Origin of the sequence: Mycolicibacterium frederiksbergense (assembly GCF_012223425.1) — a bacterium.
GTDB lineage: Bacteria > Actinomycetota > Actinomycetes > Mycobacteriales > Mycobacteriaceae > Mycobacterium > Mycobacterium frederiksbergense.
The window spans coordinates 107,950-132,085 of sequence record NZ_CP038797.1; the positions used below are offsets into that span (position 1 = coordinate 107,950).

22 protein-coding genes are annotated in these 24,136 nt (G+C 67.0%); 1 reads left to right on the forward strand and 21 read right to left on the reverse strand.

The features are described 5' to 3' along the window. Positions 1 to 94 precede the first annotated feature (94 nt). The 4 genes from eccCa to EXE63_RS00655 are packed head-to-tail and all read right to left on the reverse strand — an operon-like array spanning position 95 to position 8,551. Positions 95 to 4,276: a type VII secretion protein EccCa gene (gene eccCa / locus EXE63_RS00640; RefSeq protein ID WP_168140373.1), complete on the reverse strand. Its 4,182-nt coding sequence runs from the start codon at positions 4,274 to 4,276 to the stop codon at positions 95 to 97. Continuing rightward, the gene (eccB, locus tag EXE63_RS00645; RefSeq protein ID WP_168140374.1) at positions 4,277 to 5,860 is read right to left on the reverse strand and encodes a type VII secretion protein EccB; all 1,584 of its coding nucleotides are present in this window, start codon (positions 5,858 to 5,860) and stop codon (positions 4,277 to 4,279) included. Positions 5,861 to 5,877: 17 nt separating this feature from the next. After that, a complete protein-coding gene (locus tag EXE63_RS00650; RefSeq protein ID WP_366515267.1) occupies positions 5,878 to 7,734 on the reverse strand; it encodes an AAA family ATPase in 1,857 nt (618 codons plus the stop codon). 52 nt (positions 7,735 to 7,786) lie between these two features. Further along, the gene (locus EXE63_RS00655) at positions 7,787 to 8,551 is read right to left on the reverse strand and encodes a hypothetical protein (RefSeq protein ID WP_168140376.1); all 765 of its coding nucleotides are present in this window, start codon (positions 8,549 to 8,551) and stop codon (positions 7,787 to 7,789) included. Positions 8,552 to 8,866: 315 nt separating this feature from the next. Here EXE63_RS00655 and EXE63_RS00660 point away from each other — a divergent pair, with 315 nt between their 5' ends. After that, on the forward strand, positions 8,867 to 9,256 hold the full coding sequence (locus tag EXE63_RS00660) for a hypothetical protein (RefSeq protein WP_168140377.1): 390 nt from the start codon (positions 8,867 to 8,869) through the stop codon (positions 9,254 to 9,256). A 57-nt stretch (positions 9,257 to 9,313) separates the two neighbouring features. On the opposite strand, the gene EXE63_RS00665 is transcribed toward EXE63_RS00660, so the two are convergent. The 17 genes from EXE63_RS00665 to EXE63_RS00745 form a co-directional block, all read right to left on the reverse strand. Beyond that, entirely contained in the window at positions 9,314 to 9,496 is a 183-nt protein-coding gene (locus EXE63_RS00665) for a helix-turn-helix domain-containing protein (RefSeq protein WP_083741587.1), read from the reverse strand. 94 nt (positions 9,497 to 9,590) lie between these two features. After that, the gene (locus EXE63_RS00670) at positions 9,591 to 11,657 is read right to left on the reverse strand and encodes an ADP-ribosyltransferase (RefSeq protein ID WP_234904100.1); all 2,067 of its coding nucleotides are present in this window, start codon (positions 11,655 to 11,657) and stop codon (positions 9,591 to 9,593) included. A gap of 310 nt (positions 11,658 to 11,967) precedes the next feature. Beyond that, positions 11,968 to 12,831 (reverse strand): hypothetical protein, encoded by an 864-nt coding sequence (locus tag EXE63_RS00675; protein ID WP_168140379.1) that lies wholly within the window; start codon positions 12,829 to 12,831, stop codon positions 11,968 to 11,970. Between the two features lie 479 nt (positions 12,832 to 13,310). After that, positions 13,311 to 13,985, reverse strand: a complete 675-nt coding sequence (locus EXE63_RS00680; protein ID WP_168140380.1) for a sensor domain-containing protein — start codon at positions 13,983 to 13,985, stop codon at positions 13,311 to 13,313. Beyond that, complete coding sequence (locus tag EXE63_RS00685) at positions 13,982 to 14,248, reverse strand: hypothetical protein (RefSeq protein ID WP_168140381.1); 267 nt, start codon at positions 14,246 to 14,248, stop codon at positions 13,982 to 13,984. The genes EXE63_RS00680 and EXE63_RS00685 overlap by 4 nt, the downstream gene beginning before the upstream one ends. Before the next feature lie 74 nt (positions 14,249 to 14,322). Next, positions 14,323 to 14,535, reverse strand: coding sequence for a hypothetical protein (locus tag EXE63_RS00690; protein ID WP_168140534.1), 213 nt, complete (start codon positions 14,533 to 14,535; stop codon positions 14,323 to 14,325). 49 nt (positions 14,536 to 14,584) lie between these two features. Beyond that, on the reverse strand, positions 14,585 to 14,851 hold the full coding sequence (locus EXE63_RS00695; RefSeq protein WP_168140382.1) for a hypothetical protein: 267 nt from the start codon (positions 14,849 to 14,851) through the stop codon (positions 14,585 to 14,587). A gap of 2 nt (positions 14,852 to 14,853) precedes the next feature. Then, on the reverse strand, positions 14,854 to 15,606 hold the full coding sequence (locus EXE63_RS00700) for a hypothetical protein (protein ID WP_168140383.1): 753 nt from the start codon (positions 15,604 to 15,606) through the stop codon (positions 14,854 to 14,856). 94 nt (positions 15,607 to 15,700) lie between these two features. Continuing rightward, a complete protein-coding gene (locus EXE63_RS00705) occupies positions 15,701 to 16,093 on the reverse strand; it encodes a hypothetical protein (protein WP_168140384.1) in 393 nt (130 codons plus the stop codon). Next, positions 16,090 to 16,437 (reverse strand): DUF4031 domain-containing protein, encoded by a 348-nt coding sequence (locus EXE63_RS00710; RefSeq protein ID WP_168140385.1) that lies wholly within the window; start codon positions 16,435 to 16,437, stop codon positions 16,090 to 16,092. The genes EXE63_RS00705 and EXE63_RS00710 overlap by 4 nt, the downstream gene beginning before the upstream one ends. After that, a complete protein-coding gene (locus EXE63_RS00715; protein ID WP_234904101.1) occupies positions 16,434 to 17,399 on the reverse strand; it encodes an alpha/beta fold hydrolase in 966 nt (321 codons plus the stop codon). The genes EXE63_RS00710 and EXE63_RS00715 overlap by 4 nt, the downstream gene beginning before the upstream one ends. A 28-nt stretch (positions 17,400 to 17,427) precedes the next feature. Then, on the reverse strand, positions 17,428 to 18,330 hold the full coding sequence (locus EXE63_RS32475) for a hypothetical protein (RefSeq protein WP_209999680.1): 903 nt from the start codon (positions 18,328 to 18,330) through the stop codon (positions 17,428 to 17,430). A gap of 7 nt (positions 18,331 to 18,337) precedes the next feature. Then, a complete protein-coding gene (locus tag EXE63_RS00725) occupies positions 18,338 to 18,715 on the reverse strand; it encodes a hypothetical protein (protein WP_168140387.1) in 378 nt (125 codons plus the stop codon). Further along, positions 18,712 to 19,845, reverse strand: a complete 1,134-nt coding sequence (locus EXE63_RS00730) for a DUF5131 family protein (protein ID WP_168140388.1) — start codon at positions 19,843 to 19,845, stop codon at positions 18,712 to 18,714. Before EXE63_RS00730 ends, EXE63_RS00725 begins: the two co-directional genes overlap by 4 nt. After that, complete coding sequence (locus EXE63_RS00735) at positions 19,845 to 20,273, reverse strand: hypothetical protein (RefSeq protein ID WP_168140389.1); 429 nt, start codon at positions 20,271 to 20,273, stop codon at positions 19,845 to 19,847. Before EXE63_RS00735 ends, EXE63_RS00730 begins: the two co-directional genes overlap by 1 nt. Before the next feature lie 569 nt (positions 20,274 to 20,842). Then, positions 20,843 to 23,251 carry a PE-PPE domain-containing protein gene (locus tag EXE63_RS00740; RefSeq protein ID WP_168140390.1) on the reverse strand — a complete coding sequence of 803 codons (2,409 nt, stop codon included), beginning with the start codon at positions 23,249 to 23,251 and terminating at the stop codon, positions 20,843 to 20,845. Between the two features lie 37 nt (positions 23,252 to 23,288). Then, on the reverse strand, positions 23,289 to 24,074 hold the full coding sequence (locus EXE63_RS00745; RefSeq protein ID WP_168140391.1) for a hypothetical protein: 786 nt from the start codon (positions 24,072 to 24,074) through the stop codon (positions 23,289 to 23,291). Positions 24,075 to 24,136: the final 62 nt, after the last annotated feature.

Genomic DNA, 24,136 nt, shown 5'->3' on the forward strand with positions numbered 1-24,136 from the left:
CCAGCCTAGCGCCACTGTGAAGGGGCGGTGTCGCACTTTTTTCCTGTTCCGCGCTGTGCCGGCGGCGGCGGCGGCGGCGGCGGTCGCATGTTCATCAGTCCCCGAGGCTGTCATCGTCGCTGTACCGAATGCCCGACCATGCGGCCTGAACTCTGCCCTTGCGCGCGAAGCCCGACTCCAGATAGCGGGCGCGGCCGGGGATGCCGAAGTTCTCGAACTTCTGATCACCGATCTGACCGTCGAACTTGTTACCCGAGAGCATCACCGTGGGTGCCGCGTCCCCGATCAGGCGGCGCAGAATCGGGTCCCTGTTCACCGCGATGAAGAACTCCTCAGCAGCTCGGGCGAGCACGAAGTGCCACCCCTTGGCCAACGCCTCGTTCTCCAGCTGCGGCAGCATCTTGAAGATCGCCGGCTGGTCCCCGAAATTCCTGGTGTTGGCGAACAGGTGGTAGTCGTCGATGATCATGAAGATCTCCGGGCCCGACCACCACGAACGCGCTGCCCGCGTTTTCGCGTCGATGCCCGGGGGCAGCTCGCGTGCTCCCAGGTTGTAGCGGTCCCACAGCTTGACGACCGCAGCGGCCAGTTCGTCGTCATTGGTGACGTAGGCGAACAGGTTCTTGTCGCTGATCTTGCCCAGGTGCCGGCGCCGCGGGTCGATGAAGATGACCGCGGCATCGTCGACGCCGCCGGGGAACCGGCGCGTGATGCTGTCGTAGATTGCCCCGATCGCCTCGCTCTTGCCTGACTTCGCGTTGCCCGCGATGAGCAGGTGGGGCTCGCGCCACATCTCGGCGTAGGCGGGGGTGAGCCGTTCCTCCTGGATGCCGAAGGCCAGGCGCAGCTGCCGACGCGGGTCCCAGACTCCCCCGTTTTTCTCGACCGCTCGGTGGTCGGCTTCCAGGACCATCTCGGCGAGGTGGTCGTAGGTCAGCGAGGTGGGCAGCGTGCGCAGACGTTCGGCCGAGCTGGTGGCGAACTGGTCGGCAATCTGGCGCACCAGCGCCGACATGCCCTCGTTGATCGAGGTCTGGTCCTGGACGCCGTCGATGCGGGGCAGCGCGACGAGCCCCTGCAGCGTTGAGCCTGTGGCCAGGACGTGTCCCGGGGATTGGCGACGGTTCTTGGACAGGGCGTTGTCGATGCGGGAGAACTCATCGGTGTCCAGCTCGATGACCGCTTCCATGTGCGGTTCGATGCCGCGCATCTCGACGACGCGCGTTGTCGACATCACCAGGTGCACGCCATAGTTCAGAGCACCGGCGATCAGCGACTCAACTTCATTGCCGCGGTATTGCAGCACCTGCCCTTCGGAAACGGCTGCGTCCCATCCGTCGATCATGATGTAGACGTCGCCGTAGTGATCCTCGCGCAGCAGCGGGTGATCGGGGTTGGTGCGTAGCTTGCGGTAGTCGGCCATGGTGCCGATCTTGTTGTCCCGGAAGAGCCGCTCGCGGTCGGTGATCAAGCTGCGCACCTGGGAAAGCATGCGGTTGATGGCGTCGTGCTCGGACCTGGTGGCCACCCCGCCAACGTGCGGGAGATCTGCCAGCGGGCCTAGGCCGCCGCCGGCGTAGTCGACCAGATACATCTGCACCTGCTCGGGGGTGTTGTGCAGTGCCAGTGAGCAGGCCAGCGTCTTGAGGGCGGTGGACTTGCCCTTCTGCGCACCGCCGAGGATCAGGACGTTCTGGTTGGCAGTGTCGATGGTCCACGTCGGCTGGGAATGCTTGACCGGATCGTCGAACATGCCCATCGGCACACGCAGCTGCGGCAGCGCGGTATTGGCCGGCACGGCCCAGTCGCGCAGGGCGGGCTCGGCATCGTCGAGGGTCTTGACTTCCAGCGGCGGCAGCCACATCCGGTAGGGCGCCGGGAAACCCGAGTTCCGCAGAAGCTCGACGACGGTGGTGAAGATGGTCGGGGCCGCCTCGAGTTCCTCTTCGGTGCGCTCAGGTTCGCTGACCACCTCGACCGAGGCGTTGGCGTCCTTCGGCAGCGGCGCCTCGATCGCGGTGAAGGCCTGCGGCCCGACGAATCCCCCATCGTCGGAACGGGTCTGAGCGCGCTCGACGCTGATTTCCGAGGCCGGCGGGAAGTATGCTGCGCCGGTGAAGCCGGCGTAGAACTGCGTCAGCTCACCGGCGCGGTCGCCGGCGCTGCCCAGCAGGATGCCATGCCCGGGTGTGCCGGGCAGGCGGTAGGCGGCATCGGAGCTGTCCAGCAGGGCCCGCGATTCCTGGGCGGTCTGGGTCTTCAAACCGATCTTGTAGCCGATGTTGGATTCCAGGCCACTGGTGCGACCGGAGATGTCGAGGTTCTGAGAGGCGAATAGCAGGTAGATACCCAAGGACCGGCCCACGCGGCCGATGCGCTTGAACAGGTTGCCGTAGTCGGGGTACTCGGCGAGCAGCTCGGCGAACTCGTCGATGATGACGTACAGCGAGGGCAGCGGCGCGAGGTCGATGCCGCGCTCACGCAGCTGCTCGTAATCGCGGATGTCCTTGACGTCGTAGCGGTTACTAAGTTCGTCGGCGCCGCGCAGGATCTGGAATCTGCGCGCGATCTCGCCGTCGATCATCTCGGCCATGCGCGAGACCAGGTGGGATTCCTGCTCCATGTTGGTGATGACCGCAGTGACATGGGGAAGGTCACCCATGCCCAGGAATGTCGGTCCGCCTTTGAAGTCGACCAGCAGCAGGTTGAGCATGTCCGGGGAGTGCGTCACGCACGCGTTGAGCACCAGGTTGCGCATGAACTCGGACTTGCCCGAACCTGTGGTGCCCAGCAGCTGCCCGTGCGGGCCGGTACCGCCGTCGGCGGCCTGCTTGATATCCAGGTCCAGCCGGTCACCATTGGCCAAGAACCCAATCGGGATGCGCAGGCGCCGCTTGTCGCCGTAGCGGCTGATCGCGCTCCAGGTGTCCATCGGGTCCAGGGAGCCGGGATCGCGCACCCGCATGAGCGTCCCCCAGTCGCGGCCACGCTCGGACTGCTTGGCTTGGCGCCCCAGACTGGTCAGCGATGTGACTTCGTACTTGGCCAGCTGCCGCGCCAGAGTCCGCGCATCGGTCAGCGAGACCTGATCGGCCAGAGCGACTTTGGTCGGCTCGGCCAACGGCTTGTCGGCCTCGGTGCGCCACACGGTGCGGTCGGGGTCACAGCGCAGCACGATGCCCTCGCTGGAGGTCAGAGCATTCTCGGGCGGGTTGACCATCAGCCAGGTCACCCCGGCCCGCGGCGCGATGACCGAGTCGATGAGCTTGTCGTTGACCGCGGAGTCCACGATGACCAGCACGTGGCGGTACTTGTCGTTGACGAACTCGACATGGGGGTCGAAGTTCATCGTGAAGTCGATGAGCTTGGCCGGGTCCTCGTCGTCGTCCCCGCCGACGCTGGCGGTCAGTGTCGACCAGTCCGAGTACATCATTCGCGCGCTGCCCAGACGGTCCAGTTTGAACGGGTGCTGGGTGTGGGGCAACCACTTCATCCACGACCACTGCGGCCCGTCCGGGTCGTCGGTGAGCACGACCATCGACAGGTTGTCCGGACCGTGGGTGACCGCAGCGTGCATCAGCATCGCGCGCAGCATGCCCAGCGCGACCTCCCGGTCCCCGGAGATCCCGATGATCGGGAACCGCGCGGTGGCCAGCGCCAACGGCATCCCGGACGCCGTGGTGTGGTGACGCAGGAACCGCACGGTTTGCACCCAGCCCACCGGCTCCAGGAACTCTCCTGGAGGCGCCTCGGGGGCAACGATGCGCGCGGCCAGTTCCACCTCACCGACGCCGTAACGCAGCGCGGTGAATCCGTCGTTGGTGGGAGTGACCTCCCACATGCGTTCGTTGCCAATGAGACTGGGCAGCATCACCGGATCAGGGAAGGCGTGCTGCAGCCCTTCATGCATACTCAAGCCACGCTTGAACACCTTTTCCCGGGTGACCCCCAGGCCGCGGGTCTGGGCTTTGCGATCCGATAGCAGCTGCGCCCGCGAGGTCCCGCCCCCGCCGCTCTGGCCGAACATCATGCCGCCCATGCCCATGAGCATGATCAGCGGAAGCATGATGAACATCGGGTTGAAGCGCCCCGAGCGCATCATCAGCGCGACCATGCCGGCCAGCACCACCAGCATCAGCAGTGGCAGGCCCACGGTTCTGAGCTTCGATACCGGCTCACCCTCTTCGATCTCCTTGGGCGCCGGAACCTGAATCTCATCACGCGAGATCCGCGGGGGCTCGACCGGCATGAACGGCCGGTTGAAGCTGGTACGCACCTACTTCACTTCCTTCTTGTCCAGTCCTGCGACAACAGGATTGAGGGGCACCCCGTCGTGACGGATGAGTGCGTCCTTCTGCGAGAGCGTGGGTCCCGGCGCGAACAGCGACACCACAACCCATGGCGCCGGCACCGGGTAGTGCAACTTCAGCGCGGTCAGGGTCACGTCGCCGGATTCTCTGTCAGAGGTGTCCAGCCCGAACCGCACACCGGTATCGGCGACCCAGAAATAGGACTCCCTCAGACGCGAATCCGTTGCCGCGCTGGTGACTTGCACAAACCGTCCGGTCGTTGAGGGCATGTACACCTGGTCGGCGGTCATACCCTCCGACGTCGGGGCGGACACCATCGGGACGATCGCCTTGACCTGTTCGGGCCGCAACGGCAAAGTGCGCCCGGTGACCACCTCGGTGCGCGCGGTTGGCTCGTCACCGAAGTGCGACCACGACCAGCACGTCACCGGCTCGTTGTCGGCGCTGACCAGCTCCACCGCGGCCTTCGGATAGAACGAAACCGCCAACATGGTCGACTTCGGCAGGGCTGCCAGCTCGTCCGGGCCGATCTCGACGGGCTCGGTGCTGACCTGGGGGTTGGCGGCCCGGATCATTGTCGCCGCGGTCAAACTGACCTCCTGCACCCCATCGGGCAGCGTGGCGTAGTAGGTCTGCTGACCAGCCAGGTCGCGCGCGGTGAGGATGGTGCCCACCGTCAGCGGACGGTTCTCCGCGAACGCCGGTCGTTCACCGACCCCGGGGATCGCCGGGGCGATCAGCGGCGGCTCGGCCGGGATTGCGTTGAACAGGCCCTGGGAGATCGGCAGGACGAGGTCCTCGGCATTGAGCCCCAGCGCGTCGGCGACGATCGGATCGGTGATGTCCAGCGTGGAACGGACCACGACTCCGTCGGGGCGAGAGTAGATCAGCCATGTGCGGTTGTCGTAGCCCACCAGGCGGGCCTGGTCGCCACCCATCGTGGCGGTGTCAGCGCCCTTGGTCAGGACGCCGCCGATGGCTGTCGTGGTGACCGGCGAACGGGCCGTGGTCGGCAATCCGGACACTGGATCCAGCGGAACCGCTGAGCCGGTCATCGTGGTGTCGCACACCGTCCACACCGACCACGGGTCCTCGGCGTCGCGAATATCGTTGGGTGCCCCGGGTATTCCGACCAGCGATCCGCGCGGGTACTTGTCGATCTCGGCGGCGCCGGCCTTGACCGGACTGTCGGGCTGACCGACGATCAGCCGCGCCGAGGTCAGGTTGGCAACCGGATCCAGGCGGTCACCGACACGCACGTAGAGCGCGCCGCTGTCCTTGTCCATGACGATCTTGGCGTCCTTGACCTGCCCGGCCGGGGAGAACAAACCCCACACCACCGCGCCGAGGCAGACCACGACGCCGAGCAAGATGCCCAACACCAGCGGAGAGGACTGCGCCCGCTGCGGGTCGTCGATCATCCGGGTGTCCCGGCGCACCAAGGCATGCTGCAGCCGGCGGTACAGGAACCGCCACCCGCTGACCTGATACTTCGCGGTGAGCCGGAAGCCGCGGCGGCGCCGCTGCTCGGGACCCTCCAGTTCAGCCACGACTACTCTCCCAACGCCTATCCATTGAACGGAACTCCCTGCACGGAACAGACTTCACGGAACGCCGCGGCCACATCCGTCTCGTCGATCGTGACCAGCACTTCTTTGACCGACAGGTCCAGGTCCAGGCTCGACGACAACCGGAAATCCCTGATCTCGGTGGCCTTTTCGGTCACGTTGCGAATGAAGCGGGCGTTGCCGGCTTTGTCGATTCCCGACACCACCCGCGGGTTGCCGCCGGAGTCGACGTCGTCGACCGACGTCTGCGCCAGCGTCTTCAGACTGGCGAGCATCAGGTCCTGGGCCGCCGCCGAATACAGCGACGACTCGGAGCTGGCCATTAGGTCGGCGATCTTGACCAAGTCTTCAGGGGTATAGGAGTCGAAGTGGATCCGCGTGGTAAACCGTGACGCCAGGCCCTCGTTCATCGTCAGGAAGCGATTGATGTCAGCTTCGTAGCCGGCGATCACTGTCACCAGCTTCTTGTTCGGATCCTCGGTCTTGCGCTCGTTCTCCAACCGCGCCAACAGCGTGTCGATCGCCTCCTGGCCGTAGGCGTCGCCGTCGGAATAGCCCTTCTGGTACAGCGAATAGGCCTCGTCGATGAACAGCAGCCCGCCCAACGCCTTGTCGATGACCGCGTTCGTCTTCTGCGCGGTCTTGCCCAGGTACTGGTCGACCAACTGCGGACGTGACGCCTCCACCACTTCCGGGCGCGCGATCACGCCGAGCCCGAACAGCAGCTGTGCCAGGATGCGGGCCATCGTGGTCTTACCGGTACCCGGAGGGCCCGTGAAGATGTAGGCCGCGCCGACGTCCTTCGCAGCGATGCCCATCTCGGCGCGCTTCTGGTCCATCATCGCCTTGGCTTCCAGACGACGGATCTGCTCCTTGACCCCACCCATGCCGATCTGCTGGTCCAGCAACGCCATTGCCTCAGCGCGCACCCCGTCGCGACGCTTCTCGCGGGCCTCAGCCTCCAGCGACGCCGCCGAACTTCCCGACTCGGGATCCCAGATGTCGGTCCGGGTCGCCAGCGATGACGCGGTGACGGTCTCGATCGTCTTCTCCGGGTCCTCGATGGCCTCCTGCACCTCGGGCAGATTCACCCAGGCCTGAAGCTCGGTGAACGCCTTCGTGGCTTCCTCGCGCTGCCCTTGGGCGCGCATCGCGTATCCGCGGCCCAAACGGAGCTTGGCGTGCACATCGTTGGGCAATCCCGATGTGTTCAAGCCGATGTCGGCGTAGCGCTGGGCTTCTACAGGATTCCCGGTGCCGACCAGCGCCCACACCTTCCACACCAGCATGCCGGCGTTGAGCAGGTTCACAATGGTCGGATCCTGCGACCGCCATTGCTGCTTGCCCTCAAAGCTGAGCACATCGGGCCAGCGCCGCGCCAGGCCGAGCAACCCCAGTCGCACATAGTCGAGCACGTCCAGATCGATATCCGGCACATTGGGCTGCCGGAACTCCCGATTGATGACTTCGTCGGCTTTGGCCAACTGCCGGGGCGTCGCTTCGGCCAACGCCGCGGCATAGGCGATCGCCACATGCAGCCGCGTGTGGGTGGGCATACGCAGCGTGAAAGACCCCAGCGTCAACGACGTGACCACATTGAGGTCCCCCACGTTCATCTGGGCCGATTTGAGCGCGGCACCCAGATTGTTCACCGACTTGTACGCCCCGGCGGTGACCTCCAGTGCGGTGTCCCCGGTGGCCATCCTGCCCAACCACGCGTCACACATCAGCGGGTCCTGCTGCGCGGCCATCCGAAACGCCTCGCGCGCTTCATCGGTCTCACTGTTGCGCAGGTATCTCAACCCCAACACGAACACGTCGAGGGGTTTTGTGTTTGTGTTGACACCTGTCGTCATCGCTCACCAGCCTTCTCACCACAGCGGAAACGTGCACGCCAGAGGGGCGCAGTTATGCGACGATCCTAGCCGGGCTCGACGGCGTCAACCGGTGCCGACCATTGACGAAAATGCGGCCGCCGGCAACGCCGGTGTAGTGGGTGTCCTTGGCGTCCTGGGCGCAGGATTCCATCAAAGGGCAACCCTTGCACAGCATTTCGGCTTCCGCGCACGCGGTCCGGCATTGCGCCTTGCTGCTTCCGGCAGCAAAGACATGCTCGGCCCGGTCCTCCCAGTGGGCGATGACGCCGATGTTGGTACGGCAGTTCGGCACGTTGACCGCCGGCTTGGCGCCGGGCCTGCTGCTGGGGCCTCGACCGCGCGCCATGGCCGCAGCCAGGCGGGCCGCGGCGCCGGCGTGCACGCTCTGGGGCGCTGCGGCGCGGGCCAGTCGAGGCCGGGGCGAGACGACCGATGGGGTGGCGCACACCGCGGCCGCCTGCTGGGCGGCCCGTCGATGCTGTTGCGCTCGTTCGTCATTGGCCTGCTTGATCAGGGCCGCGGCGTCCGCACCTTTGGGGCCGGTGCCGGGCATCGGGACATCTCCCAGGATCGCGGGGTCCAGACCCGTGGCGGCCATGAACGGGGCCAGCATGCTGGGCGGTGACGCCAAGACTGCAGTGGCGGTGTCGACCAAGCCGATGCTGTTGAGATGGTCGACCACCTTGCGTCGCGCTAGGCGGCCCTGCCGGCGGCTGCCGTTGGCGCGCGCGGCGGCGGGGAAGGATGAGCAGGCCGGGCAGCGGCGGCGCTGCCCGTTCTTGAGTGAGCGGCACATCAGTAGGCCCCCGAAAACGGTCGGGCCGGGATACGACGAATACACATGGTTTCCCTTCCGGTGAAGGTGTCTTTGGCATGGCTAGATTAACCCATATCCGGGGAATTCACCACCAGTGGGAAGTTTTAATTCGCCTCACCGCTACCCGTTCCACCCTATATGGGCACGTCAGACGGGAGAAATCCCATCAGATCAGCATTCTGGACGGACTCGACCCGCGATGGCGGAAAGTGCACACGGCACCGGCGCGGCGCACCCACCGAGGCCGCGGCGGCAGGCAGGATTCCCTAGCAACAGCCCCACCGGGAGATCCACATGAATGACGACCCACAGCACTACTGCGGCCGCCACCGCCACCGCGACCGCGAGGCCGACCTCAACGAGACCGCAGGGCTGCTCGAACAACTAGCCGTCGCCTCGCTGCTCAGCGAGGCCGAGGATCTGACCCGCGGCGTACGCCACCTGTCGATCGCCACCGGCGACCCCGAAACCGATGACGACCTAACTCGCATCAATGCGCTGACCACAGCGGCACGCGCTGATCGGACCGACGCCAGGACCACAGCCATCCGCGGAGGCAGCGACTACCTGACCATCCGCATTGAGGGTGCTGGCGCCGAAGCCTTCGTCGAAGACCTCGCCGCCCTCGCTCACCGCCTCAACCCCGGCTTCTGGCGCATCAACCGGTCCCCCCACCCGACTTGAGCAGGGCAGACGACATGTCCCCACGCCGGGCGTGCATAGCCCCGCCGCGGCGGACGGCTACTCGTCGGAAGCACGCACCGGTTCCCCGTTGCGAAGGTCATACGCAGCAGATCTGATCGTCACCAATTCCAGCTCGTCGAGATCAGCCACCCGCCCTATGGAATCGGCGATCGCCTCCGGGCTCATGCCCTCGTCCAGCCGCTCCTGAATCTCGTCGATCTGCGCCCTGGTCAACGCCATCCCAGTTCCTCCCTCGTGCACACCTGACGCCGGCTCCCACCGGCCGGGGACATGCTATTTCCCCAGCTCACCATCCCTGCTGGGTGTGTGGCCATCAGCTTGCCTTCTTCCAGCCACCGGCACCAGTGTCTTCAGACTCCGCAACCAGGTCCTCAGCCACCAGGTACACGGTGGGTGCGCCCGCGATACCGGAATGGTCGACGTGCACGCACCGCAGATGCGACCCCATCGGCAGGATCACCTCGTCCTCACCGGAGAAGTTCGAGATGCTCTTCACCGGCAGGCCCTCGCGGGTCCGCACGACCATGTAGTACGGCGGGTGCCCGGCGAACGCCGACGCGGTGGACTGCTTGGTGGTCGTGCTGGTCACCTTGCCCACCTCCATGCGCGATCCCACGGTGAACACCGCGTCGATGTACTCCGCCGGCGTCCCCTTCCACCCACTGGGCACCCTGGTGCCGCGCACCACTGTCATCGGCGTCATGTTCGGGTTGTGCTCGCGGAACTTGTCGAACGCCGACTCGATCCCCGAGACCACCGTCTTGATCGACCCGGAAGGCTTCGCGCCGTCACGTCCACAGATGGCAGCGTTGATGCTCGTGTAGCTGCCACCGGTATAGGTCGTCAGCGCTGAGCGCTCCTTGCCGTCGAGCTTCTTCTTGACGAATTCCGCGTTCACCGTGGTCAATTCACCGATGCTTGAGGTCTGCACACCCGGCCCGCTCCCCGAGAAACCCCACGCCTTGAGGTTGCCGGCGCGCTGGGCGATGACCGCGTAGTCATCGGCGGTTTCCTTGCCCCAGGCGCGGATACCGCTGCGCCACAGCGACTTGTGCTTGTCCTCACCGATGCTCTCCGGCGGGATCTTGTGATCGAAGTGCGGGATGACACCGCCGCCGCGCGTCGGCGTCCCCAGCGCACGGCGATGCGCGGCCGCATAGGCGGCCTCGGCCTCCTGGGCGCCCTTGCCGGCGGCCAGGGCTTCGGTGCGGGCTGCTTCCCCGGCTGCAACGGCCGCCTTCTCGCGCATCAGCTTCTTGTGCCGCTTGGTCGCGTCGTAGATGTCCGCGCGCACGGGTCCGGCACCTACCGAGTCGACGAGCTTGCCGCGGGCCTCGCTCATCTTGTCGTCGAGGAACTTCTGGTGCTGCTCGGCGGTCCAATGGTGTTCTGCGGCTTGGCCGGCCAACTGCATCAGGGCTTGGGTCTTGATGTGGTGGGCCTGGGCTTCGGTATCGCTGGCGCCCTCATGCAGCGCCGGCAGCTCGTCGAGCATGGGGATCCGGCTGGCCTTGTTCAACGCCGCGGACTTGCCGCCTGCCGCGGCCACCCCGTGATACACCCCGTCGCGCTTCTGCAGGATCAGGAAGTCCCCGGATCCGCGACGGTGAATGGCCGTGCCGCCGTCGAGCAGTCGGCCCTCGACTTCCACCGCACCCGAGCCGGTTTCCATCAGGAACTTCCCCGGCGTGTAGACCGAGGTGTCGCGCACGGCGCCGGCGGTCAGCGAGGGCTGAGGGCCGCCATCGAGCGCGCCGGCCGCCTCGGCCGCCACCGCCCGGTTCAGCGAACGCGCCAACGCCTCGACGTCCTCGCTGCTCAAGTTCGCGCAGTAGGCGTCGCGCTCCTCCTCGGGCAGCGTCGTGGCGACGCCGTACTTGGCGGCCACCACGTCGTCGGCCGCGTCGGGGACGGCCTTCTTGGCCTGCTCGTAGGCCGCCTTCGCCGCCTCGATGGCCTCACTGGCCTCCCCGAGCTGCTCCATCTGCTCAGCGGTCAGAGCCTCCTCGTCACCGGTGCCCAACTCCTTGACCAGCTTCCGGCGCCGCGACTGGGCCCGTGACACCGCCTTGCGGGCATCGTCGACGCTCTTCTCCGCGGCCGCGAACGCCGCCTCCGCGGCTTCCAGGGCCTGCTCTTCAGCAGAGATCTGCGGACCGGCCAGAGCGGCTTGCTCAGCCTTGGCCGCCGCGATCAGCAGACCGGCAGAGGGTGGGTTGGCGTGCGTGCTGGGCATCGGGACGTCCCCGAGCACCGACTCCTCAATGCCCATGGCCTTCATGAACTCCGGCAGGATGCTCGGCGGGGCGGACAGGATCGCCTTCGCGGTGTCGACGAGGCCTTGTTCGGTGAGGTGGTCGACGACCTTCTTGCGGGCCATCCGCCCCAGGCGGCGATTACCGTTGGCTTTCGCCGCGGCTCCGTAGCTTCCGCAGCCGGGGCATCGCCGCCCACCATGCTTCGTCGATCGGCACACCGCGCGCCTCCTTCAGGGTGTCTTTGGCTGGTACACCCAGGAAGTACCGACGCCCGGCGGCGTTTCCGTCACCGCAGTCGCAAAATCACCACAAATTGGTTCACCACCAGCGGCGATGCCATGTCCCTAACCTGTCGGTGCGGCGCCGAACCGACGGCTACGACTGACGCCACCACGCCTGTGACCAGGCTCAACGACACGTCCCGACTGGCATTCAGTCGGTGCTGACCGGCTCACTAGCCGGTGACTGATCGGCGAGACGCTTGCGGGCGCTGCGAAGACCATTGCGCCTCTGCTCGCGCCGGGCCCTGAATCCGAGCCCAATCCCCGCGGGCTTGATCGATATCCACTGCTCGGTGGCCAGCCACCCAGCTTGTGCCGCAGCGTCCTCGACATCGCGGAACACCCTGCTGCCGTCCAAGTCGAGAACCTCAGCAATATCCGCCCACTGCAGGTGACGCTTCTCGCCGGCAGCGTGGGACTGCCGAATCAACCCTGCGACACGCCGCCCGACCGGATCCGGCGCCCGGTATCCCGCTACGAAGAAGCTCGGGCCGGCGCACAGACTGCGTGGCTGATCATTGAATGCAAACCATCCCCGCCGGCGGCCACGCCGAATCAGGAGACTGCGGACACCGTCGCGCCGCAGGTACCCCTGAACGCCGCCCTCACCAACGCCGCTTCCGACACCGAACTCATCAAAGGCGCGCTCAACGGGTGCGCTGCTGAAGAACTCGTTCCACGTCGGCCCAGTCCCGTGTGTCTGCCGGTACTCATGCAGCCAGGGCGCACCGAGCTGACCGAAACGGTCGATCTCCGCATCAGACCACTTCCGCGCGGGCTCGCGCACCACGGGCGGGCGGGCATTTGCGGCGCCGGCCTGAACGGCTCGTTGGGTGGGCACCTGGCCCTTCTTGAGCAGGGCCAGTACCGCATTGGCGTCCGCGGACTGGGGCTCGGGTAGCACCAGTGCCTCACGTTCGGCCGAGGTGGGATTCAGCGCCTTGACCAGCAGATCCCTGTAGCCGTCGACATTTTCGGCTCCAGCTGCTCCCAGCCAGCCATGAATAGCCTCCACCGGCCGACCTCCTCGTCCCACCCAGCACAACCGCGTCGCCTATCAGGATAGGGCTGACCCAGCACGAAATGGCTCTATTCCGAGCCTCACCACGGCGCCCCGAACAGCGGGTCATCACATCAGCCCTTGTTGAGTAAGGCGCCGACGTCCGAGCAGTCTCTGCACTCGTCGCCCAAGCCAGGATCGAGAATTGGGTTCTCCGCCGTGTAGCGGATGCCGCACCGGGGACAGTATTCGCGGGGCCGAGCTAGCGGTATGCCGTAGCTGTCGCACCGCGGAGTCGGGGCAGCGCGGACGTAGCCGCGCACCAGGCACACCTCGACGTGGGGAGCCGATGGGTCGCGGGCCGGCCGCGACGGTGCCCGCCTCCGCACGCGCCGGCGTTCTACTGGCGGGGCCGGTTCCGGCCGTGCAGGCAGCAGTATGTCGAGCAACTCTGGGGTGACGTCGAAGACGTTGATGGAGATCACAACTCGCCTCTAACCAGCGACCCGATCGGCGATCTGGCCAGCGATCGTGACGGCCGCCCGGTCCTCGATGTCATAGGAGCACGTCATCACATCGGCGACGACGTTGACCGCCGCAGCCAACGCCCGCTGGCAGGTCCAGCCCTCGCCCAGCTGCTGCGGCGTCACCAACGCCAGCACCGAGTCCTCGTCGTCCACCGAGCCCACCAGCCACACCGCGTCAGCCTCCGGCGAGCGGTAGGCGTAGCGGCCCGCCCGCGCGCACGCCGCCCAGATGGCGGCAGAGTCGATGAGAAACTTCGCCGCCTGGGCCTGCGTCGAGAACTCGATCACACCCTGGCGGGCCAGGTGCGCGAAATCCGCACCCTCTTCGTGCAGGCTCTGGACCCGCACGGCCGTCCACCCTGCGTCGCCGTAGACGTGCTCTTGACCCACACTGCTCACCGACAAACACTGCGCAGGGTTGGTACGGCCGCCGTCCTCGACCAGCGTGCTCTGAGTAGCGGCAGCCACCATGCCCTCAGCGCCCATCGCGGCGTTGATCTCGGCGGGACTGAGCAGAAACGACTGCAGCGCCAACGCTTCCCGCGCCCCCTCACCGGGTCTACCGTCCCCGGACACAGTGACACTGCACCCTGCCACCGCGGCGACAGCGAACAACGCCCCGGCGCGCAGCAGCACGTTCATGAGCCCAGAAGGGTGACGTAGTCGTGCGCGCCGAACTCCAGGTGATGTGTGTGCCCCAGGTCGTCGACCAGCACCAGCAGCGGCCGCCCGGCGACAGGCACACCCTGCCCGTCAGGGGTGACGCCGACAGCCGCTGTGGCCGCCAGACCGTCCACCGTGCCGGTGATCTCGCCGAACCGCACGCGCCGTCCGCGGTACGCCGCATCGGAGAGGTCACGCACCAGCACCCGCGCCTTGGAGACGGCGCCGGAACCCATCCTCATGGAGTCCCCCGCGCCGCCTGCGCTGGCACCCGGCACTGGATTCTCATGCGGTTGCATGGGGTTTCGTCCTTCACTCATTGCAGGATCCTGAACGCGTCGAGGAAGGCCCATCCGCCGCCGGCGCCCGCACTGCCCGCCGCGGCCAACACGGCCGCAGTCCAGATCAGCCTCTGGACACGGCGCAGCAGCCGCAGCAGCGACAGCGCGCCAAGCACTCCCACCGCACCCAGCGCCACCATCAGCATCGGACTGGACTCGATGCCTGCACCCTCCAGCAGATCGGTCATCGACACGCTTTCCTCCTGAAATACGTTTTCGTGCAGGTTCTTTGGAGCGTCATGCAGGTGCGACAGGCAATACTGCGCCGGCCTTCAAGGCGGTGACAGCTTCACCGCCCTGGTTGCGCACCAGCAGTGCCGCCACCTCGAAACACTGCTTCGGCGTGGCCTCGCGCATCGTGGCATCGGTCTGCTCGTCCGTACAGACCTCGATGATCTTGGCCGCGTGCTCCAGGCCGAGGGTGAAGCCCGCCAGAACCAGGTCTCGGGGCGTACCGGACAAACCGATGGCCTGCGCTACGGCATCTTCTGGAATCTCACTCATCTTCAGCCCCCCTTCTGTTCGGTCGGTGTGAATTGTTCTTCCGCAACAGATGTGCGGTCTCGCACTGGCACCGCCGGGCAGGAGATTTCGTAGTGGGCGGCCAGTGTGGTCAGCACCGAGCACGGAGCGCTGACGGTGCACTCGGCAAGGACGGTGCCCTCCCACTCACCGGCCCACACGCCGTCGGCGGCGACAGTGCAACCGGGGCAGATGATGCCCACTTCTGGACAGGTCGCCCCGTAGCCGTGGGCGTTGGCGATGCCGATCTCCGCGCATTCCTGGCACACCGCCACGGTGGGCAGGTGGCGGGTGGTGTGCCCGAGCAGCTGGGAGCGGTGGGAGGGACCGAGCCGATCCGCGCCCTGCCACAGCGCGGGATCGTGGGCGATCTTGTCCAGCAGCCGCTCGCCGAAGTCCTCGCCGAGACGGGCGGTGATCACCGCGGCGTCGAAGCCGTTGACGGTGGTGAACGCGGCGATCTCCTCGTCGACATCTCCGCGGTGCAGCGCCAGGATCCAGGCACAGTCTGGGCAGCGCGGCCCGTACTCCAGCGCCGCCTCCCGGCTGTAGGGGCCCCACGCGGGGGCAAGTTTGGCCACCCGCCGGCACAGGGCGCTCGCATGCGCCAGGCGCGGGTCCCCGCCGGCGAACTCGAGTGCGACACCGGCGGCCTCGCTGGTCACGATGTGGCGCTCACGCCCCGAGACTGCGAACACCAGCTCAGCGGCCGGCAACGAAACGTAATCAATACTCATTGAATTCCTCTCTTGTGAACCATGTTCGGCCCGCCGGCGGCCCGCGGGCGGGCGTGACGCGGGGACGTGTCATCACCGCTGGTCACCGAGGGGATCACATGCCAGCGCGTCCCTCCGTGGCTGCCACCACCTCCCGCGGGAACTCCCGCGGACCACTGGGCCCCGACAGCGGGCGACATCCCCGCCCCTTCCCGCTGCGCTGACACAGAAACCCTCCGGTGACCTCGGCCTCCCCGGTGCGGGTGAAGAACCGAACAGGGAACCCGGTGAGCCGCGACAACGCCTCCAGCTGCTCCCAACTCGGATACAACTGCCCGGCCTCCCATTGATCGACCGCGGGCTCCTGCACCCCGCATGCCTCGTCGACCTCGGGGCCGTAGAGCGCACGCATGTCCAACGCCGCGGTGATCGCCCTGGGCGACACCAGACCCTCGCGCCACGCCTCGAACGGATCACCCTGACTATCCCAGTCCACCTCAGCGCTCATGCCTGCTGCTCCACTTCCACCTCGGCGACCAGACCGGCCGCGTAGCGGGCGTTGATGATCGCGACCGCGTCACGCCAGCTCACCTCCACCGCCCCCAAGGAGACCGCCGCAGCGCGCTTGGACTCGGTGACGTCGTAGTGCCAGTTCTCCGCCGCCCGGCTCCCCGGGCGCGCCTTGAACGGCTTACCGACCTTCACCGGATCCTGAAACCAGCTGCGCCGCAATCCCAGACGTGCCGCGAACGCGTGCAGCTCGTCCTGGGTGTCGGCGAACAGATGTGACCACGTAGTGGCGTGGCGCCCGACGCGCGCCGGGATCCGCGCGTTGTCGACATAGACGGTCACGACGCCACCCCTGCCAACGCTGCCACCTGCGTGACAGGCCGCGTACCGCTGACCGCATCAACGCCACCGAGGTCCTCCACGGCGGCGTCGATACCGGCGGCTCGCCGGATCGCCTCACCGACGAGCTGGGCGGCCTCCTGCGGGAGCATGTGTCCCGCCCCCGGGATGTGCACGTGCTCCGCGCCCGGGATCGCCGCCGCCAGGTCCCGGGCGTGCACCGCCGGAGTCAACGGGTCAGCGCCACCGCTGAGCACCACCGTGCGCGCCCGGATGCTCGACAGCATCGGATATTGGTCGTAGTCCCGCAGCGCGGGCAGGAACCCGACCGCAGTGGCCACCGAGACAGCCGCCAGAGCGTCGGCGGCCACCGCGGCCAGCGCCGCAGCCGACGCTCCACGCCGCCACCGGCTCAACGTCGCACACAGCGGAGCGGCCATCGCCCTGACTGCCTGCTCCGGCGCTACACCGGCGACACCGACTAGCGCCGCGGTCGCCGGCGTTCCCAGTAGCCGACCCATTCCCCGCTGCCGCAGCTTGCCCGCCGCGGTGGCCACCAGCACCAGTCCCACCGGATCGACCGGCCGCCGGCCGGCATCCAACCCGAGATATCCCAGGGCGGTCATACCGCCCATGCTGTGCCCCACCAGCGTCACCGGGCCACTGACCTCGCACACCGCCAGGACCTGGGCGAGGTCCTCGGCTAGGCGCTCAATGCGGTAGGTGCTCATCGGCGCCTGACCCGACCGGCCGTGGCCGCGATGGTCGTAGCTCAGGATCCGCACCGCGGACCCGTACCGGCTCACCAGAGAGTCGACCTGGCGCGCCCAGCACACCTGCGACAGGCATAGCCCATGCAGGAATACCACGGTGTGCGCAGCGCCCCGGCGACCCGTGTCACGCACGGCCAGCACCACACCATCGTCTGTCGTGACATGAATGTCGCGTCCCTGACGCGCCTTCACACAGCCACCGTTCACGGCCCGCACCTCCCTACACCAGCGCCTCGACGCGCGTTGCAGCGCTTCTGCTTTCATCGCCCACACCACCCGCGGCCTGCACCCCTGCCAGCGCAGCAGACAGGTCGGCGATGGCTTTGCTCGCGGCCGCGACCGGGTTGGCGTAGCCCACAGTGATGCGGTGCGCGACCCGCGCCACGCTCCCATGCGCGCTCACCAGCGCGGCGATCTCACCCAAGGCCTGCAGGCCGATCGCTCCGGAGCGAGGCGGTTTGTCCGCTGAGTTCCAGTCGATCGGCGCGCCCAGCACCTGCTTGAGCAATGCCAGGCGTTGCTGCAGCTCCGATACATCCGGCAGCTCGGCGATCCGCCGCGCCAACGCCGCATCGGCTTCGGCGTTGGCCTTCACAGTTGCGGCGGCCAGGGCGGCCTTGTCACCGGCGTTCAGCGCTTCGGCCCTCAGCGTGTCGTAGCGGGCGAACACCGAGCGCACCACTTCCCAGGACGGGTCGTGATCGACCTTGGGCACCGCTGGGCGGTGGATGGTCATCCGGGTCACCGACCGACCGGGCGACATCAGTCCCCAGCCCTCGGGTAGCTCACCATCGCGCACGATCGACGGGTCGGACACGACCAACCACCACTGATGGCACTGATCGGCCCACGTGTCGGCCTTGCCGGTCTTTCGGCCCAGTTCAGCGACCCAGTCCGAGCGCGACACCTTGATCTCGTGGCCGATCAGCTGGCGCCCGCTGGTGGTGGTGAACCCGACGTACACCGCGTCGCAACGCCGCCCGGCCCCGTAGCCGCCGTTCATCCCCACCTCGGGGACGAAGATCCCGCCCGGAAGGCGCCGTGACGGCTCGATGTAGTGGCGCCGCAGTCTGCCCAGCAGAGCGGCCGCCGTCATCGGCGCTGTCTCACGGTTGGGGGCCATCGCAGCGCTACTTCACATCGGTCACGTCGATGGGGAGCCAATTGCGCGACGACACAGCCCATTTCCCGTCTCGGACCAGCTCGGCGAGTTCTTGGCACTGCTCGTCGGTGTCCACGTCCCAGCCCTGCCCTATCGTGTTGACCGGCCCACGAACGCCCGCCCGCCAATCCAGGACCGTGTACTCCCACGCACCCCGCCGGCGAAACGGCGCCTGCCGCGTCAGCACCGCGACGTCGCCCACGCGGCCACGCACCGTCCACCACCGCCGCTCCGCGTCGAGCTTGACGCGCTGACCGACGGCCATGGCCACCGGCGTCATCGGCTCAGGCTGGTCGTACTGCCGCAGCTTCGACCGCTCGGCATTGGTGATCATCTGCGTCGTCATCTCGGCTCCTCCTGCACGGTGACTGCATCTCCTACCGGTGAAGTACCGCCACGGGTGGCTGTTTCCGTCACCTCGTCCGGGTACTGATCCCAGGTCCGCCCGTCAAGCACCCGGCCGGCGCGCTGCTTGCCCACCCGAACCGCGATGGTGTCGCGGTCGAGCAGCACGGTGTTGGTGGTGCGCTCCCCCGGCGACAGCAGCCGCATCTGCGCACCGCGCAAGGTTGAACTGCCCGGCGCAGGGACGCGGACCGCCGGCGACCTGCGCCCGCCGCCTGGACTGTCGTAGGCACGTCCGAACGCGAACTCCGCGTCATCGACGATGGGGACCGGCAGATACTCACCGAACTGCTTGAAGAAGAACGCGATCTCACCTGTGAGGCACTCATCGCGCACGCTGCGCGCCCAGTCCGGATGCATGGGCCGCGCGCCGGGCCCGGATTCGCCCCCGACGATGACCCAGTGCAGGACTTCGCGCACGTTGAGCCGCTTGCCGTCCCACGCGGGATGATCCTCTGGCGGAGTCCATTTGCGCAGCGCCAGGCTCAGCTTGACCAGCTCAAGCAAGGGCTCCAACGAGAGGTAGCGGACGGCGGCCGGGGTGTCCAACAGGGCGGGGATGCGTCGGTCGGCCCAATACTGGCTTTCCACACTGACGCCGAGCCACACGTTGGGCAGGAACCGCCGGCGCAGGTCCGGCGGGTACTGCTTGCGCCCCGGACCGGTACCCGCCAGGTCCAGCCAATGGGAGTTCACGTCGTCCCAGAACGCCGGGTTATTCAGCAGCGCACGCATTCTCGCGTGCCTCTTGGTCAGTACCTGAAATGTATGCGCCCCGGACGAGGCCATGACCGCCCACACCCGGGCGATGTAGTCATCGGGCACCTCAGCGTGGAACAGGTCACCGGTGGAGCAGACGAACACCTTCCTGGGTGCCCGCCACCGCAACGGCTGATCGAGCCGGTCCGGCCACAGCGTGACATCAAATCCGTTGGGCCACGCCTTCGTTCCAGCGAAGCGATTCGCGTGCCGGGCGGCATAGCAATGATCACAGCCCGCCGAAATTGGGGTGCACCCGGAAACAGGCCCCCACGTCGACGTCGTCCATTCGATCTTGCTACGCGCCCCCATCACCGGGCTCCGGCTGTCAGGTCTGTGGCTTCGGCGATCAGCGGCTCCCGCGGTGCGCATCCAACGCCGTACGCGTGGCTCCAGGCGTCGATCGCCGCGGCGGCCTTCACGACCCAGCGGCGCTGACCCACCCAGCCACAGGTGCACCTCGCCTGCCGGTGACGAAGGCGGCGGCGCGGCCGCACAATCGCAACGGCGACGATTCCGGCGCCACTGAGTGGGGCCTCAGCGTCGGCCCGCCGTGCGGCGATGCGCACGGGCGAGCGCGCGTCCAGTGTTGAGTTCGACATCGCGGTCGTCTCCTTCGTCTCGGCGGGGACAAGACTCGTGGTGGCCCTGAGTCGGTGGATGCCAGCAGCAGGTTTCGCACCGACCCAGCGATCGGCACTGCGCGCGAGTGAAAAGAGCCGGCGATACGCGGTGGTCATCGCTGACGCTCATCGCTGCCTCCTCCGCTGCCACGGCAACTTCTCTCCAAGAAGTCTGCAAATCGTAACAACGGGATCTGACAGAAACTGGCCCGCGAGCAGGTCAATCGCAGATCGCCGCGCCCGTGTTCCCGTCAGTGGAGAACTATCTGCGCGTTTCCGCCCCGGTTCCGAAGCGCTACCAGCGCCGATGGCAGGTCCCCGCCCGGGCGCCCGCCCGCCTCGGCTCGCAGACCACAACTGGAACGGCTCGCCCAGCACTCATCGCCCAGGGTCGACCCCGGCGAGCCCACGCACTCGTGAGGACAGCCGAGGGGCAGCTTCGCGCCGACCCCGACACAACCCTCAGGGACGTGCCGTCATCCCTGGTCATCGGCGGGTTTGCACGTCTCTTGATCTCGCCGAAGGGCCGCCCTCTGACTGGGCGAAACCCGGCCGCTCGGCGCACCTGCGCCGGGCGCGGCACGGCAATGATCACGCCGATGACCAGCGGCACCGTGCTCGGCGACGCCACCGGCAGGTTATTCGGTGCGGGCACTTCCCCACCTCGCGGCGTTCGCCGCGAGAACTCACGCGGCTGAGTCGGCCGAGGGCTTTACCGATCCGGGGCCGGAGTCGCTGCCCGCACCCGCGACGGAGCGGGCCCCCTTTCGTTCGGCGTCCTTGCCTGCGGACCGCGGGGAAGCCTTCGGGGTTCTCATCGCTCTCTCCGTGTCGGGCTCGGCATCCCGTTCCGCGGTGTCATCGCGGTCGACGGTGGTGCGACTTCCCGGCGTGGCTGATCGCGTCTCGGTGGTGCTGGACTCCGCGGGTTCGGAAAGCACCCCGCCGAGCTGGGCCTCGCTGTCCGCGGCGCCTGGTGAGGTGGTTGCGGTCTTCTCGGTTTCGTCGGCGGCGCCGGCGCCGTCGACGGGTGCGTCCACCTTCTCGATGCGCTCTGCAGGTTCAGCGGTCAAAGCAGTGGCGCCCTCGGTGGCCGGTGGGTCCACCCGTTCAGCGTCTCCGGTGAGTTCGTTTGCGTCGGTGGCCGGTTCGGTGTCCAGAGGGATCATCGTGGAGGGCTGTGTCCACTCGGTGTCGGTGATCGCGGGGACCTGTGGCGCCCCAGCGGTCAGTACAGTCCGCTGCTGGGCACCGCCGTTGGTCGACTGCAGCGCCGGAGGGGAGACGATCGGCTTCAAGTTGAAGATGCTGCGAATGCTGTTGTTGATACCATCACCGACCTGGTTGACCAGCCGGTTGGCATCGAGCATCGGCCCGTTGAGGTCCACCCCGAGATCGGTGACCGCGCCCAGTCCGTCGTCGATGGCCTTGTTCGCCTGGGCGGTGGCGTCGTCGAGCGCCTTGGCGATCGGGTTAAGCGCACCCTGAACATTGTTGATGATCGGGTTCAATTCATCGCGGATCTGCTCCAGGGCATTGGAGATGAACTGCGCTACGGCGACGCTGACAGCGTTGCGGTAGAACAGGTTTCCGATCTCCTTGTTGCCGAAGATCTCGAACTCGCCCTTGGCCGGGTCGAGAAGGTTGTCCTGCAGCCCGGTGATGACCGAGTTGAACACGGTCTGCGGAGTCTCCAGACCCATCTGCCAGGAGATCGGGTTCTGCCAGAACTTCGCCTGCGTACCGGCCATGTCCCAGCCGCGGGTGAAGGTGGCGACCCCTTCGGCGTCCACGGTCATGTCGACGTCCTGGTAGCCCTGGGCGACCAGCTGGGTCAAGACATCGGCGAACGAATCCGACATCGTGGTGGAGAACCCGAATCCCGGCAGGTAGCTCAGCGTCCGCGGGATGAACTGGATGGGCTCCAGCAGGGGCAGCCGACCCGAGTCGTAGGTGACATACAGGTTGCCGTCCGCGCCGACGTCGACGTGCAACAGACTCGCGACGTCCACGGTCTCCAGCAGGTGGTTGATCGTCCCGGCGCTCAGGGTGCCGCCGGTGAGATCGCTGATCACCTCGAAGAGCGCATCGACGTTGGGCGGCAACAAGTAGGTCGGCATGGCCATGCCGACGCCGCTGTTGAGCCATGCCAGCGGGTTGAGCAACGTCGACGGGGCGTCGGAGACGATGTCGTAGGCGGCTCCGAAATCCCATACGGTGACGTTGCCGTCCATGACCGTGGTTGGGACGCCCCAGTTGTTGGTTCCCTTGTGCGACGCCGTGCCGTCGGCGTTCGACAGATTCAGCCCGACCGTGGACGACAGCGGGTTGAGCAGCGAGAGAATGCCGCCGCCGGTGCGGCTGGGGTTGCGCAAGGCGATCGCCAGGATGGCCGTCTTGGCGAACGCGGGATCGTTGAGCAACGTGGGTGAGGCGAGTGCGAAGTTGGTGCCGCCCAGCCCGATTGCCGGCACGATGGCGAGCTTGCCAGCGTTGGAGAAGAACGGACCGTCCCAGGTGCCGGGAACGTTGAGGGGCATATCGGCCACGAGGGTCTCGATGATCTCGGTGTCGATCCCGGTGATGTCGCCGAGCAGCCCGATGATCACCGCGGCGGCGTCGCCGGCGGCCAGTGCGGTCTTGAGCGCCGACAGCGTGCCCTGGGTCAGCGTCGACCACTGCAGAGTATTTATCTGGTCGACGGTTCCGGCTGGCCCCACCGGCGGCACGGCCATCTCGGGAATCGAGATGTTGCCCAGCAGGGGCAGATTGATGCCGGTCTGCAGCGCGGCGACCAGGGCAGCGAGGTTCTCCACCGTCTGCTTGAGCCCTTGGCCGGTCTCGCCGGGGATGATCTGCGCCAGACCGGCCATGCCGTTGAGAAAGTCCTGCGCGGTGCCCATCCCCATGGCGCGGAACGCCTGCGGGATAGGCCCGATCGGGTATATCCCTGTCGACGCGGCCAGGCGCACCTGAGCATTGACGGCCGGCGCCGGGGCGGGCGGGGGCGTGGGGGCGGCTGCCGCAGTGGTCAGCGCGGTGACGGTGACCGCGGCCACGACGGTGGCGGCCATACGGGATGAGCTGGTGGACATGCTTGCTCCTACGTGGGTGGGGCCTGTTGGTGACTGCTCAGATCCCGGCGTCGGCCATGAGCCGTTCCCGGGTATCGGCGTCCAAGTCGGTCAGCATCGTGGTGAGCCGCTGAACATCGGAGTTGTGCGCGAGTTCAAGCCAGCCAAGCTCTGCTTCCAGCCGGCGCCCATAGCTGCCTTCGGGATCGGTGAAGTACTCACTGCGAACCCCGAAGAACTCGGCGATCAGTTCGATGGTTCTTCGAGAGGGCCGGCTACGTCCACCTTTGCGCAGTTGCGACAGGTACGGGGCCGACAACGCCTGACCGCGCATGCTCAGCGCACGGATCAGTTCTTGGCTGGTGTACGGTCCGCGACCGGGCGGGTAGTTGTTGGCGAACAGCCGGTTTAGGCGTGCTGCAAAGCTATCCAGCTCATCCGTCGACCCACCGACAGGTTTGGTGTCGCGCCGGGCGTCTTCAATCGTCTCCGTCATGGCCTGAATTCCTCTCATCTGCAACTTCTTTGGCTTCGGCGTTTTGTTGCGCGGGCCGGGCTTTCGGCGAACTACGACTTCCAACTCGGCGTCGTCACCGAACTCTCGAACCATTCGCTGAATGACGTCGCCAACGCTGCGATAGCCCATTGGCTGCGCTGCGAACTCACCGAAATGCGTGACCTCGCTGTGGTATCCAGCGACACGCGCTTTCCCGTCGAGCGAGGTGGCATCATCACGAAACGGGTGATACGAGAAGCACGTTCGGATGGCGATAACTGCTGGTTCGCGGCGCTCGCTAGTGGCGCGTAAGAGCGGATCCGGCCGTCCAGCCCTGGCATCAAACATGCTGATGCACATCACTCATGCGGCGGCTGCGGAACCGACACCCAACACCAACGGCTGCGCTC

Bases quoted from the DNA above. Each gene is read 5' to 3' on its own strand.
- EXE63_RS00700 (WP_168140383.1), bottom strand. From the start codon at position 15,606: ATGAGTATTGATTACGTTTCGTTGCCGGCCGCTGAGCTGGTGTTCGCA.
- EXE63_RS00690 (WP_168140534.1), bottom strand. From the start codon at position 14,535: ATGACCGATCTGCTGGAGGGTGCAGGCATCGAGTCCAGTCCGATGCTG.
- EXE63_RS00725 (WP_168140387.1), bottom strand. From the start codon at position 18,715: ATGACGACGCAGATGATCACCAATGCCGAGCGGTCGAAGCTGCGGCAG.
- EXE63_RS00650 (WP_366515267.1), bottom strand. From the start codon at position 7,734: ATGACGACAGGTGTCAACACAAACACAAAACCCCTCGACGTGTTCGTG.
- EXE63_RS00730 (WP_168140388.1), bottom strand. From the start codon at position 19,845: ATGGGGGCGCGTAGCAAGATCGAATGGACGACGTCGACGTGGGGGCCT.
- EXE63_RS00660 (WP_168140377.1), top strand. From the start codon at position 8,867: ATGAATGACGACCCACAGCACTACTGCGGCCGCCACCGCCACCGCGAC.
- EXE63_RS00740 (WP_168140390.1), bottom strand. From the start codon at position 23,251: ATGTCCACCAGCTCATCCCGTATGGCCGCCACCGTCGTGGCCGCGGTC.
- EXE63_RS00735 (WP_168140389.1), bottom strand. From the start codon at position 20,273: ATGACCACCGCGTATCGCCGGCTCTTTTCACTCGCGCGCAGTGCCGAT.
- EXE63_RS00680 (WP_168140380.1), bottom strand. From the start codon at position 13,985: ATGAACGTGCTGCTGCGCGCCGGGGCGTTGTTCGCTGTCGCCGCGGTG.
- EXE63_RS32475 (WP_209999680.1), bottom strand. From the start codon at position 18,330: ATGGCCCCCAACCGTGAGACAGCGCCGATGACGGCGGCCGCTCTGCTG.
- EXE63_RS00685 (WP_168140381.1), bottom strand. From the start codon at position 14,248: ATGAGGATGGGTTCCGGCGCCGTCTCCAAGGCGCGGGTGCTGGTGCGT.
- EXE63_RS00705 (WP_168140384.1), bottom strand. From the start codon at position 16,093: ATGAGCGCTGAGGTGGACTGGGATAGTCAGGGTGATCCGTTCGAGGCG.
- EXE63_RS00745 (WP_168140391.1), bottom strand. From the start codon at position 24,074: ATGTTTGATGCCAGGGCTGGACGGCCGGATCCGCTCTTACGCGCCACT.
- EXE63_RS00670 (WP_234904100.1), bottom strand. From the start codon at position 11,657: ATGGCCCGCAAGAAGGTCGTCGACCACCTCACCGAACAAGGCCTCGTC.
- EXE63_RS00655 (WP_168140376.1), bottom strand. From the start codon at position 8,551: ATGTGCCGCTCACTCAAGAACGGGCAGCGCCGCCGCTGCCCGGCCTGC.
- EXE63_RS00695 (WP_168140382.1), bottom strand. From the start codon at position 14,851: ATGAGTGAGATTCCAGAAGATGCCGTAGCGCAGGCCATCGGTTTGTCC.
- EXE63_RS00665 (WP_083741587.1), bottom strand. From the start codon at position 9,496: ATGGCGTTGACCAGGGCGCAGATCGACGAGATTCAGGAGCGGCTGGAC.